At 61.7% G+C, this 13,053-nt stretch carries 8 protein-coding genes; 5 read left to right on the top strand and 3 right to left on the bottom strand.

Annotation, left to right across the window (positions count from 1 at the left end):
* Window positions 1–22: 22 nt before the first annotated feature.
* Both I0K07_RS08765 and I0K07_RS08760 read left to right on the top strand, forming a co-directional pair.
* The gene (locus I0K07_RS08765; RefSeq protein WP_203292464.1) at window positions 23–847 is read left to right on the top strand and encodes an LOG family protein; all 825 of its coding nucleotides are present in this window, start codon (window positions 23–25) and stop codon (window positions 845–847) included.
* A 148-nt stretch (window positions 848–995) separates the two neighbouring features.
* The gene (locus tag I0K07_RS08760; RefSeq protein WP_203292462.1) at window positions 996–2,087 is read left to right on the top strand and encodes a ferritin-like domain-containing protein; all 1,092 of its coding nucleotides are present in this window, start codon (window positions 996–998) and stop codon (window positions 2,085–2,087) included.
* Between the two features lie 74 nt (window positions 2,088–2,161).
* Here I0K07_RS08760 and I0K07_RS08755 read toward each other — a convergent pair whose 3' ends face one another.
* On the bottom strand, window positions 2,162–3,592 hold the full coding sequence (locus I0K07_RS08755) for a helix-turn-helix domain-containing protein (RefSeq protein WP_203292460.1): 1,431 nt from the start codon (window positions 3,590–3,592) through the stop codon (window positions 2,162–2,164).
* Between the two features lie 159 nt (window positions 3,593–3,751).
* Between I0K07_RS08755 and aceA the strand changes: the two genes are divergently transcribed.
* Window positions 3,752–5,041 carry an isocitrate lyase gene (gene aceA / locus I0K07_RS08750; protein WP_203292458.1) on the top strand — a complete coding sequence of 430 codons (1,290 nt, stop codon included), beginning with the start codon at window positions 3,752–3,754 and terminating at the stop codon, window positions 5,039–5,041.
* 87 nt (window positions 5,042–5,128) lie between these two features.
* Window positions 5,129–6,772, top strand: coding sequence for a malate synthase A (gene aceB / locus I0K07_RS08745; protein ID WP_203292456.1), 1,644 nt, complete (start codon window positions 5,129–5,131; stop codon window positions 6,770–6,772).
* Between the two features lie 79 nt (window positions 6,773–6,851).
* Here the strand turns inward: aceB and I0K07_RS08740 are convergent, their stop codons facing one another.
* Window positions 6,852–7,379, bottom strand: a complete 528-nt coding sequence (locus tag I0K07_RS08740) for a hypothetical protein (protein ID WP_203292455.1) — start codon at window positions 7,377–7,379, stop codon at window positions 6,852–6,854.
* Window positions 7,376–9,331 (bottom strand): acetate--CoA ligase, encoded by a 1,956-nt coding sequence (gene acs, locus I0K07_RS08735; RefSeq protein ID WP_203292454.1) that lies wholly within the window; start codon window positions 9,329–9,331, stop codon window positions 7,376–7,378. Before acs ends, I0K07_RS08740 begins: the two co-directional genes overlap by 4 nt.
* Before the next feature lie 185 nt (window positions 9,332–9,516).
* Between acs and I0K07_RS08730 the strand changes: the two genes are divergently transcribed.
* On the top strand, window positions 9,517–13,023 hold the full coding sequence (locus I0K07_RS08730; RefSeq protein ID WP_203292453.1) for an autotransporter domain-containing protein: 3,507 nt from the start codon (window positions 9,517–9,519) through the stop codon (window positions 13,021–13,023).
* The last annotated feature ends 30 nt before the right edge of the window (window positions 13,024–13,053 follow it).

Here is a 13,053-nt window from a genome sequence, read left to right as displayed (position 1 = left end):
CCAGATTTCAACCGGTCGAGCCATGTCGAAAAAACCACCCCAGCAATTCCCGCCGAAGGCCTATAAGGACGAGGCTTTCATGAATTCCCCGGAAGCGCGCCCGGTGCGCATGCTGGCGGAATATATCGAGCCGCAGACGCGATTCGAGGAATACGGCATCCAGGACACGATCCTGTTTTACGGATCCGCCCGCATCCTGTCGCGCGAAGAGGCCGAGGAAGCACTCGCAGCCTGTGAGAAAGAGGGTGGGGACGTCGAGGCGGCCAAGCGCCGTGTCGAGATGTCCAAATACTATGAAGCCACGCGCGAACTGGCCAATCGGCTGACCCAATGGTCCAAGGATTTGCGCGATGAAAGCGGCCGGCGTTTCGTGATCTGCACGGGCGGTGGTCCGGGCATCATGGAAGCCGCCAATCGCGGGGCCTCCGAAGCGCAGGGCGAGAATGTCGGCCTGGGCATTTCCCTGCCGTTTGAAGTGGGGAATAATCCCTGGGTGACGCGGGCCTTGAGCCTGGAATTCCACTATTTCTTCACGCGCAAATTCTGGTTCCTCTACCTGGCCAAGGCGCTGGTGCTGATGCCGGGCGGGTTCGGGACGATGGATGAATTGTTCGAAGCACTGACGCTTCTTCAGACCCGCAAAATGCGCAAACGCCTGCCGATCATCCTGTTCGGGCGGGAGTTCTGGGACAAGGTGATGAATTTTGAGGCGATGGTCGAGTTCGGCACGATCAGTCCGGAGGATGTCGAGCTGATGGTGAAGACCGACAGTGTCGATGAAGCCTTCAAATACATCACGGATGAGCTGTGTGAACACGCGCTGCATTGTCCCGGTGGGCGGCTTTAAGCGAACGCTGTTCGTTACATTCATCACATTTGTCGGTTTTCCCTTGCCAAGCGAGCGATTTTGAATCACGTTGTGAATGTGAACATTGTTCACCAAAGAACAAGTTCATCCTGACAACGATTGGTCGCCCCTGGGGAGGAATAGCGCCATGGCATCGCTTCGCGAACTCTATCCGATGCCGGACATCGACAAGCACTGGTCGATCCCGCAGCAATTCGACGCCACCTTCGATTTCGAATATGACGAAGGCCGGTCCACGCTCATGCACTTGTACCAAAAGGGCAAGGACATGCAGTGGGATGCGGTCAACCGGATCGACTGGACGCTCGAGCTCGATTTCGAGAATCCGATGCAGCTGCCCGATGAAGGTATTGCGCTGCACGGCTCTCCCATGTGGGACAAGATGACGAAGAAGGAACGCATCGAGTTCCGCCGTCACGCCCAGTCCTGGAACATCTCCCAATTCATGCAGGGTGAGCAGGCGGCCTTGATCTGTGCTGCCAAAATCGTGGAATCGGTGCCGGATCTGGACGCCAAATTCTACGCAGCCACCCAGGTGATGGACGAGGCCCGCCATGTCGAGGCCTACAAGAATCTCATGAAGAAGTTCGGCGTCGCCTATCCGATGACCGAACCGCTGCGTCAATTGGTCGATGAGGCCCTGCGCGATAGCCGCTGGGACTTCACCTATCTGGCCATGCAGGTCGTCATTGAAGGTCTGGCTCTGGCCGCTTTCGGTACGATCCGCGACCTGGCCCAGAACCCGCTGGCCAAAATGGTCAATGCCTATGTGATGGAAGACGAGGCCCGCCATGTGGCCTTCGGTCGTCTGTCCCTGCGTGACTATTATCCGCACCTGACCCAGGCCGAGCGCGATGAGCGCGAGGAATTCCTGGTCGAGGCCTGCTATCACATGCGCGACCGCTTCCAGGCCCGGGAAGTCTATGAAGTCATGGGCCTGCCGGTCGAGGAATGCATCGAGTGGGCGGAAAACTCCGAGATGAACAAGCTCTTCCGCACACTCCTCTTCCAGCGCATCGTGCCGGTGGTGAAGGATATCGGCCTGTGGGGTCCGAAGATCCAGAAGGCCTATGCCGATATGGGCGTGCTCCACTATGCCGACCAGGATCTCGATGTCCTGGCCAAGCAGGACGAGGAAATCGCCAAGGAACTCGACCTGGTCAAGCACCAGGATGTCCGTACCGCCTATGTCCAGGCTGTGGCAGGTCACGCCGAATAGGGCAGGGCAGCGCACCGGGTTGCGCGCTCTGTCAGAACAGGAAAGGGCTCCGCTTGCGGAGCCCTTTTTTGTGCCTAATCCTCGTTGAAGGCGTAGGGGGAGGCGCGCAGCATGTGGGCGTCCAGGACGAGTTTGCGGTTCATGGGCGGGAAGGCGCGCTGGGCGCAGTTTTCCCGGTCGCAGAGGCGGCAAGCAATTCCCACCGGTGCGGCTTCCGCCTCGGCGATTGTGTCGGCGTGGACAATGCGCCCGGCATGCTCCCAGTCGCAGCCCAGGGCGATGGCGTGGATCACCGGCGGCTGGCCGGCCGGCGCGGCGCTGACCTGGCCGCGGGCGAGGGAGAGCATGGAGGCGCCATCCGGCAATTCGAACCGCTGGGCCAGGATGCGTTCCGGTGTGCGCAGGGCGTCATAGAGATTCCATTTCGGGCAGCCGCCGCCGGCGCGGGCAAAGGGCATGATGCCGCCGCCAAAGCGTTTGGAGACATTGCCCGCCGCATCCACCCGGATCATGAAGAAGGGCAGACCGCGCTCACCGGGGCGCTGCAATGTCGTCAGCCGGTGGCAGATCTGTTCATAGGAAACCTCGAAACGCCGTTGCAGGCGGATGATGTCATAGCGCGTCTCTTCCGCATGCTTGAGGAAGGCGGCATAGGGCATGTGGGCGGCGCCAGCGAAATAATTGGCCAGGCCAACACGGTAGAGCTTCTTTGCTTCCGGGGCCTCCAGCTTGGCGGCCTCGGTCAGTGCATCCAGCGTGTCACCCAGTTCCAGTGTCGCGAGGACCACCGCCATGTGGAAGGCGCGTGAGCCAGGGGCCAGGGCCTCGGACAGGAGGAGGCGGCGTCCGTGGAAATCCAGCCGGCGCCGTGCGCCGGCCATGATCTCCTCGTCCAGGACACGCACGGTGAAACCGTGCTGGCTCTGCAGATAGTCCGACAGGATGCGATCACGATTGCGGGGCTTCAGCCCGATCCGCTGACTCAGGGCTTCTGCGGCCTCTTCCAGTTCGGGGAAATGGTTCTGACGGGCATCCAGCGCGTCCCGCACGCTTTCCAGCACGGCTCCCGGTCCTCCGGAGGTCGCGCCAGGGCCGGCCATGCGTGTGGCCAGGTCCGCCGTGGCGGCATTCACTTCGCGGAAAGCGTGGAAGAGGCGGGCAAAGGCTTCGGCCGCACGCGGCTGGGCGTCGGCAAATTCCGACAGCTCCATCCGGTCCATTTCCATGCCGGACAGGACCGGGTCCGCGGCCGCTTCCTGCAGATCGGCGATCAGCTGGCGGTCGCTCTCATTGGCAAAGGCGCGCACATCGACATCGAAAGCGTCGGCGAGTGAGAGAAGGACGCGGGCCGTGACCGGGCGCTGATTGCGTTCCAGCAGGTTGAGATAGCTGGCGGACAGGCCCAGGGCTTCGGCGGCTTCGGCCTGGGTCAGGCCGCGCTCGCGCCGCAGGCGGCGCAGGCGGGCGCCGGCGAAGATTTTTTCTAGGGCCTGGTTCTCACTCATGATTTGTACCAAAATTTACAGAGTTACTTCTACACAATGTAATTATCATACATCTGATCCTCTTTATAGGAAAAGCTGTATCGACACCATCCCTGCCGTTTGACAGTTTCGACGCAACGCATACCGCGTCAGTTCAAAAACCCGTCAGGGAGAAAAATGATGACGAAATTCACGGATCTGGTTCCCTCCGCCCCGGCTGGTCGCTTCGATGGCATCGAGCGCCCCTACACCCCGGAAGATGTCCTGCAGCTGCGCGGCTCCGTGCAGATCCAGCACACGCTCGCTGAACAGGGTGCCGTGAAGCTGTGGAACCTGCTGAAGACCGAGCCCTACATCAATGCGCTGGGTGCCCTGTCGGGTAACCAGGCGATGCAGATGGTGCGCGCCGGCCTGAAAGCCATCTACCTGTCCGGTTGGCAGGTTGCCGCCGACGCCAATACCGCTGGTGCCATGTATCCGGACCAGTCGCTCTATCCGGCGAACTCCGCTCCGGAACTGGCCAAGAAGATCAACCGCACGCTCCAGCGCGCCGACCAGATCGAAATGTCCGAAAGCGGCAAGACGACCCGTGACTGGTTCGCCCCGATCGTGGCCGACGCTGAAGCCGGTTTCGGCGGTACGCTGAACTGCTTCGAGATCATGAAGGCCTTCATCGAAGCTGGCGCCTCGGGCGTTCACTTCGAAGACCAGGTCGCGGCAGAGAAGAAGTGCGGCCATTTGGGCGGCAAGGTCCTCATCCCGACCTCCGCGCACGAGCGCAATCTGGCAGCAGCCCGTCTGGCGGCTGACGTGATGGGTGTTTCCACGATCACCGTCGCCCGGACCGACGCTGAATCCGCCACGCTGATCAATTCCGACATCGATGAGCGCGATCATGAATTCATCGATTTCGACGCTGGCCGTACGCCGGAAGGCTTCTTCCGTCTGAAGCAGGGCGTTGGCGTTGATCACTGCATCAAGCGCGGCTTGGCCTATGCCAAAGTGGCTGACCTGCTGTGGTGGGAAACCTCCAAGCCGAACCTGGAAGAGGCCAAGCGCTTCGCTGAAGCCATCCAGAAAGCCTATCCGGGCAAGATGATGGCCTATAACTGCTCGCCGTCCTTCAACTGGGAAGCCAATCTGGACAAGGCCACGATCGAAACCTACCAGCGTGAGCTGGGTGCGATGGGTTACAAGTTCCAGTTCGTGACGCTGGCCGGTTTCCACCAGCTCAATCACGGCATGTTCCAGCTGGCCCAGGGCTATCGCGATCGCGGCATGGGCGCCTATTCGGAACTGCAACAGGCCGAGTTTGCGTCGGAAGTCGATGGCTACACCGCAACGCGCCACCAGCGCGAGGTTGGCACCGGCTATTTCGACAAGGTCAATCTGGCCATCTCCGCGGGCAAGTCGTCCACGACGGCCATGGGTGAATCGACCGAAACGGCCCAGTTCACCGCCGCTGAATAAGACCGTTTCCGGTCTGCCATACAGGTTGGGGCGCGCCGCCGGGCGCGGCCGCCCCACCTCTCTGCCTCAACCCCAAAGGAGCCTGTCATGACTCTCGTTGCTCCCACCGGTGTCGAAGTTCTGGGCCATCTGGAACCCGGCTATCGCGACATTCTCTCTCACGAGGCGCTGAGCTTCCTCGCGGGTCTGCACCGCCGCTTTGAAAAGCGCCGTCAATCCCTGCTGCGTTACCGCAAGGAACGCCAGGCCGAGCTGGACCAGGGTGCTCTGCTCATGTTCCCGCACGAAACCGCCGACATCCGTGCCGGCGAGTGGACCGTGCGTCCGGCCCCGGCCGATCTGCAGGACCGCCGTGTCGAGATCACCGGCCCCGTCGACCGCAAAATGGTGGTCAATGCGCTCAATTCCGGCGCCAAATGCTTCATGGCCGATTTTGAGGACGCCACGGCCCCGCTCTGGTCGAACCTGGTCGAAGGCCAGATCAATCTGCGCGATGCCATCCGTCGCGAGATCGATTTCACCGACCCGAAAAATGGCAAGCGCTACCAGGTCAATGATGACGCCGCCGTCCTGATCGTCCGCCCGCGCGGCTGGCATCTGGACGAACGCCATGTCCTGATCAATGGCGTCGCCATGTCCGGCTCGCTGTTCGATTTCGGCCTCTATGTCTTCCACAATCACGCGGCTCTGAAAGAGCGTGGCACGGGTCCGTATTTCTACCTGCCCAAGCTGGAAAGCCGTCTGGAAGCGCGTCTGTGGAGCCTGGTTTTCCAGCATGCCGAGGACGAGCTGGGCCTGGATCGCGGCACGCTGCGCGCCACCGTGCTCATCGAGACCCTGCCGGCGGCCTTCGAGCTGGATGAGATCCTCTACGAGCTGAAAGACCATATCGTCGCTCTGAACTGCGGCCGTTGGGACTATATCTTCAGCTACATCAAGCGGTTGAAGTCGCGCAAAGAGCATGTCCTGCCGGACCGTGCGGCCGTGACCATGGCTGTGCCCTTCATGAATGCCTATTCGCGTCGCGTGATCGCGGTCTGCCACCGCCGGGGCGCCCATGCGATGGGCGGCATGTCGGCCTTCATTCCGGTGAAGGGTGATGCCGAAGCCAATGCCGCCGCGCAGGAAAAAGTCCGTCAGGACAAGCTGCGTGAAGTGAAAATGGGCCATGACGGTACCTGGGTCGCGCACCCGGATCTCGTTCCGGTCGCCAAGGCGGTGTTCGACGAATTCATGCCGAAGGCCAATCAGGTCGACCGCGCTCCGGATCCGCATGAACTCCCGGTGACGACCCAGCAATTGCTGGCCGCGCCGGAGGGAGACATCACCGATCAGGGTGTGACGGGCAATATCGATGTGGCGATCCGCTATATCGCCGCTTGGCTGGGTGGCCGTGGTGCCGTGCCGATCCATCATCTGATGGAAGATGCGGCGACCGCCGAGATTGCCCGGGCCCAGCTCTGGCAGTGGCGCACCTATGATTGTTCCACCAAGGAAGGCACGGCTCTGACGGCGGCCTTCCTGGAGAACAAGATCGCGGATATCTGCGCGGCCATCCAGGACGAGGTTCCCGGTCAGGACGAGCTCATCGCCCGTATCCAGACGGCTGCCGACATCCTGGCTGATCTGGTGCTGAACGAGGAATTCGCCGAATTCCTGACCCTGCCGGCCTATGACCGCATCACCTCGGATCTGAAAAAGCCGATGGCTTTGGCCGAATTCGAGGACTGACCACGCCGAAGGCGTGCGAAACGGAAAGCGGGGCCCCCTCAGGCCCCGCTTTTTGTGTGTCCGGATGTCAGATTTGCGATCAGCGCGCGCCGGTATTCACCGGGGCGACGGGCCGTGTATAGCCGCACAGATCGGCCAGTTTCCAGCCGGACGCGGTCTGTTCGAAGCGGCAGGACAGATAATCGCGGCGCGCCACGCCATAGGGCGGCGGTGCATCCACCAGCGGTGTTTCCGGCAGTGGGGCGACGCGGTCGAAATTCTCCTGCGGATAGACCAGGATCTGGCGCATCGCATCGGTCGGCGGCGTGCGCATATCATCCAGGATGCACAGGGGCGGGCGGGCCAGCAGACCGGTCACCGACCCGCGCGTTATGCCCTGGGAGCCCCAGACATGACTGGTCACAGCCGGATCGGAATAGCTCACGGCATCGCGCAGCGGACCCGGGGCTGTGGCATTGGCCAGCGCGGCGCGGTCATGGCTCATGATGGCCCGGAAGGCCTCCATTTCATAACTCGCCGGAGCCCGGCAGGCGGGCACGGTTTCGGTGGCACAGCCGGTCAGGATCGCTGCACTGGCGGCAAGGGAGGCAAACAGGACACGCTTCATCGGTTCTTCCGATTCTCGATCAGCTCGTCGACGACGCTCGGGTCTGCGAGTGTAGACGTGTCACCCAGATTGCTGAACTCATTTTCGGCGATCTTGCGCAGGATGCGCCGCATGATCTTGCCGGAACGGGTTTTGGGCAAGCTTGGCGCGAACTGGATCAGGTCGGGCGTCGCGACCGGGCCGATCTCCTGGCGCACCCAGGCTTTCAGCGCGGCGACATCCTCGTCGGCGGCTTCGCGTCCGCCCATCAGGGTGACATAGCAATAAATGCCCTGACCCTTCACATCGTGCGGATAGCCGACGACGGCCGCCTCGGCGACATCATCATGGGCGACCAGCGCGCTCTCGATCTCCGCCGTGCCCAGACGGTGGCCGGACACGTTGAGCACATCATCCACCCGGCCGGTGATCCACCAATATCCGTCCGCATCCCGGCGGGCACCGTCACCGGTGAAATAAAGGCCGGGATAGGTGGAAAAATAGGTCTCGAAGAAACGCTGGTGATCGCCATAGACGGTCCGCATCTGGCCCGGCCAGGAGCGGGTGATGACGAGATTGCCTTCCGCAGCACCCGTATCCGGCAGGAATTGGCCTTCCGCATCCACCAGGGCCGGCGTGACACCGAACATCGGCGTCGTGGCCGATCCCGGTTTGAGGTCGGTTGCGCCGGGCAGGGGCGTGATCAGCGCGCCGCCCGTTTCCGTCTGCCACCAGGTATCCACGATCGGGCAGCGCTCATCGCCGACGACGCTGTGATACCAGGTCCAGGCTTCCGGATTGATCGGTTCGCCCACCGTGCCCAGCAGGCGCAGGGAGGCCCGCGAATGCTTCTTCACCGGTTCATCGCCTTCGCGCATCAGGGCGCGGATCGCGGTCGGTGCCGTGTAGAAGGTGTTGACCTTGTGCTTGTCCACCACCTGCCAGAACCGGTCCGGTCCCGGCCAGGTCGGCACGCCCTCGAACATCAGCGTGATTGCGCCATTCGCGAGCGGGCCGTAGACGATATAGGTGTGGCCGGTGACCCAGCCGACATCGGCCGTGCACCAGTAGATGTCGCCCGGCTTGTAATCGAACACGTATTCATGGGTCATCGACGCCCAGACCATATAGCCGCCGGTCGTGTGCAGCACGCCCTTGGGCTTTCCGGTCGAACCGGAGGTGTAGAGGATGAAGAGCGGATCTTCCGCGCCCATCACTTCCGGCTCGCAATCGGTGTCCTGGGCGGCGGTCAGCTCGGTATAGTCGACATCCCGGGTCTCGTCCCAGGCGACATCATTGCCGGTATGGCGCACGACGATCACCCGGTCGACATCGCCCGCCGACGCAATCGCCTTGTCGACATTGGCTTTCAGCGGGATCGGCTTGCCGCCCCTGACGCCTTCATCGGCGGTGATGACAAAACGGCTCTCGCAATCCGTGATGCGGCCCGCCAGCGCGTCCGGGGAGAAACCGCCAAAAACGACGGAATGGACGGCCCCGATCCGCGCGCAGGCCAGCATGGCATAGGCGGCCTCGGGGATCATCGGCATGTAGATCGTGACCCGGTCGCCCTTCTGGACGCCGAGGGATTTCAGGCCATTGGCCAGGCGGCAGACCTGTTCGTGCAGTTCGCCATAGGTGATGGTCTTGGACACATCCGGATCATCGCCCTCCCAGATGATGGCCGTATCATCGGCCTTTTCCGGCAAATGGCGGTCAATGCAATTGGCTGAGGCGTTGAGCCGGCCATCGCCGAACCAGCGGATATGGAGATCATCCTTGTCCCAGCTCACATCGGAGATTTCCGTGAAGGGCGTGATCCAGTCGATCCGGCGGGCTTCCTCGCGCCAGAACTTGTCCGGATCCTCGATCGACTGGCGGTATTTCTCTTCATACTGCGCCTTGTTGATCAGCGTGGTCTTGGCGCGATCAGCGGGCACGGGATAGAGGGCGTTGGGGTCATGGTGGGACATAGCGGGCTCCGTGGGTCGCCAGGAGACGGCACGATACTGATTCAGTGCGGCCAGGCAATCGCGCGGTCCGCGAAATGATGTCCCGTTTGGTCTTTAAATGCTGCGGGAAATGTGAAAAGACCGGATGAAGGTTAACGCGGGGGCGTTCACCGTCGGAGGGGGAAACCATGTCTGTATGTCAAACGATGAAGCTTTCTTTGCTGGCCGGTGTCGCCAGTCTGGCCATTTCCGCGGGCGCCGAGGCGCAGACGGTTTGTACACCGACCTTTGAGGACGTCCTCTTCGGACTGACATGTACGGGCGACCAAGGCAGCACGCCCGTGACCTTCGATACAGGCGATTTTATCGTCCTGGACGGGAACTGGACGTCAACGGCGACAGCGATCTTCGAGGACATTCCCTACCAGGTGTTTATCCACGGCGATATCGACACGTCCGCCTCGCTGGCATCGGCCGTTATCCTCACCGGAGGAGCGGGCGGCTCGACCTATAGCTTCCACAATCGGGGAAGTCTGGTTTCAGGGTTTGGAACGACCGTGCAGGTCGCAGGGGATTACGAGCTCGGCGGTTTCTTGAACAATGGAGATATCACCGGCGATGGCATTGCTGTTTCGCTGAGCGGCGTGACGGGGGATGTCGTGAACAACGGATCGATCCGGGGCAGTACGGGACTCCGGCTGGGCGGGCCGGTCGGGGGCAGTATCCTGAATTTCGGAGACCTGACAGCGGGTGCCTTTGGCTTGGTGGTTCTGGGTGACGTCGGGGGCGATGTATTCAATGCGGGGACGATTGCATCGGACACATCTCTTTTCGGTCTCGGAGTTCAGCTTAGCGGTAATATCGGCGGCATTTTCTACAATGGCGGGATAATTTCGAGCAATTATTTCGGTGTTTTGATTGATAGCGACAGTATTGCCGGCGTGTTTGAGAATACTGGCGATATTATTGCCGACGTGGCCGTCGCCAGTATCAGTTCCGATTCCAGTGTTGGCGGGTTTCGCAATTCAGGGACGATTACCGGATATACCGGCGGCATCCAGCTGAGCCGGGTGCTCGGTTCGATCGAGAACAGGGGAAGTATCAGTGCCGGATATGGTTCGTTTTACATCAGCGGGCTCGTGTCGGGAAATTTTGAGAACTCCGGCTATATCGGAGGCACCAGCGAGCTGGGCAATCAGTTTGGTTTGCAGTTCTTCACGGGCCTTGCTGGTCGTTTCGAGAATACCGGCAGGATTTCAGGCAATTACGCGGTCTCCATCAACGCGCTGGGCGGGTATTTCTACAATGGTGGAACCGGTGAGATCGTCGGCAACAACTCGGGTGTGTACATCGGGGACTTCGGCGGGCCGGTTTTCCTGAATGATGGTCTCATCCAGGCCAGTGGCTTCGGGGTTGCGTTGAACAATTCCTACCTGGGTCAGTCGTTCATCGAGAATACCGGAACCATTTTGGGCGAACAGCTGTACGGCCTTGCCCTCGTATCCACGGATCCGGCCAGCGCCCAGACCGCGTTTATCCAGAACTGGGGGTTGATCCAGGGCGGGGATCAGGGCGTGTTCACCGCGGGGCATGACCAAGTCAGCATCTTAAACTTGGGTATCATCCAGGCCACCAATCCCGATGGCGTCGCCATCTCAGCGGCAGATTCCATTGTTGAGGTCTTCAATGGATTCGGTGGTGTGATCGAAGGCGAAGTGGGTATCGAAGCGTCTGACGGTCAGGTCGTGGTTGTCAATTCTGGCACGATCCGGGGATTGTCGGGGCCGGCGATGGATTTGGGCGATGGCGATAGTCTTGTCATCAACATGTCGACGGGCCATTTGGTCGGCGATTTGATTGGCGGGGGTGGCCGGGATGAGTTGGTCCTGAACGGTGGTACCTACTTTCTGGACATGCTGATCGACGGCTTTGAGGAGGTGGTTTTCCTGGGCATCGGCACCGGCTCGCGTGCCGGGCAGACCTATGTCGCGCTGCGTCGGGACCTGATCGCGCTCGAAGAGGGTCGCAATTCGGGTTGGCTCGATATCGCCGATCACACGTTCGAGGCGCAAAACTTCGAAAATTACGGCACCCTTGTCAGTCGCGGTGGCACCATTGATGCCTCCCTCTTCAATGCCGGGGAGTTGCTCGGCTCCTCGCTCACTGTCACCGGCGATGTCATCAATCTGACCCGGATTGATCCGGCCGGAACCGGGATCGGAACCTTCACTTTCCAGGGCGACTTCTTCAATCTGGCAGAAGGTGAAGAGTTCAGCCTGCCCTCACAATCGAGCGGGATGACCGCGTCGGCTGAACCCCTCACGCCCGCTTCGATCACCTCTCCTCAGGACGGGACACTCATTTTCGATGTGTCCGGTACGACGCATGACCAGCTGATCATCGGCGGGGCCGCGTCCATCAACGGCACCATTGCCTTGCGGGGTGACTGGACCGAGCTGGCCCGGTCGCGCCAGACCGCCAGCCTGATCACCGCGGCGGGTGGCATGTCCGGTTCGCCGGACCTGGTCGCTACAGCGGGCCTTCTCTTCACGCCTCAGCTCAGCCTCTCGGCCAACAGTCTGGACCTGATTTTCCAGGCCGCAGATTTCGCCACCGCACTGGCGCCATCGACCTATAATCAGACGCAGGCAGCCTTGGGTCTGCAGGCGCGCTGGAATGCCGGCGCGAGCGCGGTGGATGATCTGATCCTGGCGCTGAATGCGGGCCTGGCTTCCGGGCCGGTTCTGCAAGGCCTGTCGGCCGAGGAAGTGCCAGCCGTCATGCGGGCCGGGGCGAGGCAGGGCAGCCATGTGGCGCAAGCCGTGTCTGATTGCGCACTGGGTCGTCGGGGTTCCGCCTGCAATTCGGCCGGAAACGACCAGGGTGTGACCCTGTGGGCGTCCTACACGACCGGATCGGCGACGCTGGTCGCGGACAGCAATGCCGCTGACGTGGAAGAGAGTTTCGGCGTTGCGACGCAGGGCGTCCAATACGCGCTGTCGGGCGATCTGGCCGTTGGCGGCTTCATCGCGGCCGGCCGGGGTCAGGCGCGGGTCGGTGATGCTATCGGCAATGGCACGGTGGACAGCCTCGGGGGCGGCCTTTACGGCAGCGCCCGGTTCGGCGGGCTCGGCCTGGCGCTGACGGCAGGCTATGCAGACCTGGATATCGAGACCGGACGCGCCACGCCCGGTGGACGGGTTGAAGGCAGCACAGGCGGCAGTGTCGCTTTCGCGCGCCTCGATGCCCGCCTTCAGCGTGAATCCGGGGCGGCCCGTTACGGGATCGACCTGTCCGGACGCTATGCCTATTCGGAGATCGATGCCCATTCGCAAATGGGTGCCAGCCTGTACACGCTGGATGTCCATTCCGACGGCTTCCGCAGCCTCACCTGGACGGCAGACGCGTTCGTTGAGTACACGGCGGCCCCCACCCAAACTGGCCACCACTTCGTTTTCGGGGCTTCGGGCGGCTTCCTGTCCGGTACGGGCGAAGATGCGGCCAGCGGTATTCTGGAAATCCCGGGTGCTGGTCAGGCCTATGAAGTCCGGGGGCCGGCCACGGGTATCGGTGATCTCGGGATGCAAGCCGGTGGCTTTGTCGGATTGCAGAGTGCTGGCGGCGATCTGACCATTCGGGTGAGCCTGGACGGCTATCGGCTGGGTGAGGAGAGCGGCAGCCAGGCCAGCGCCCGGATCGCCTGGCGTTTCTGACCGCGGTCGCTTGCATAAACATATGCAAAA

Origin of the sequence: Maricaulis parjimensis (genome assembly GCF_016817355.1) — a bacterium.
Taxonomy (GTDB): domain Bacteria; phylum Pseudomonadota; class Alphaproteobacteria; order Caulobacterales; family Maricaulaceae; genus Maricaulis; species Maricaulis parjimensis.
Note: the sequence above shows the minus strand (reverse complement) of the source record. Positions and strands in the feature narration are given on the sequence as shown.

Excerpts from the sequence above, each read along its gene's own strand:
- I0K07_RS08730 (WP_203292453.1), top strand. The coding sequence starts at position 9,517 with ATGAAGCTTTCTTTGCTGGCCGGTGTCGCCAGTCTGGCCATTTCCGCG.
- I0K07_RS08755 (WP_203292460.1), bottom strand. The coding sequence starts at position 3,592 with ATGAGTGAGAACCAGGCCCTAGAAAAAATCTTCGCCGGCGCCCGCCTG.
- I0K07_RS08740 (WP_203292455.1), bottom strand. The coding sequence starts at position 7,379 with ATGAAGCGTGTCCTGTTTGCCTCCCTTGCCGCCAGTGCAGCGATCCTG.
- aceB (WP_203292456.1), top strand. The coding sequence starts at position 5,129 with ATGACTCTCGTTGCTCCCACCGGTGTCGAAGTTCTGGGCCATCTGGAA.
- I0K07_RS08760 (WP_203292462.1), top strand. The coding sequence starts at position 996 with ATGGCATCGCTTCGCGAACTCTATCCGATGCCGGACATCGACAAGCAC.
- I0K07_RS08765 (WP_203292464.1), top strand. The coding sequence starts at position 23 with ATGTCGAAAAAACCACCCCAGCAATTCCCGCCGAAGGCCTATAAGGAC.
- acs (WP_203292454.1), bottom strand. The coding sequence starts at position 9,331 with ATGTCCCACCATGACCCCAACGCCCTCTATCCCGTGCCCGCTGATCGC.
- aceA (WP_203292458.1), top strand. The coding sequence starts at position 3,752 with ATGACGAAATTCACGGATCTGGTTCCCTCCGCCCCGGCTGGTCGCTTC.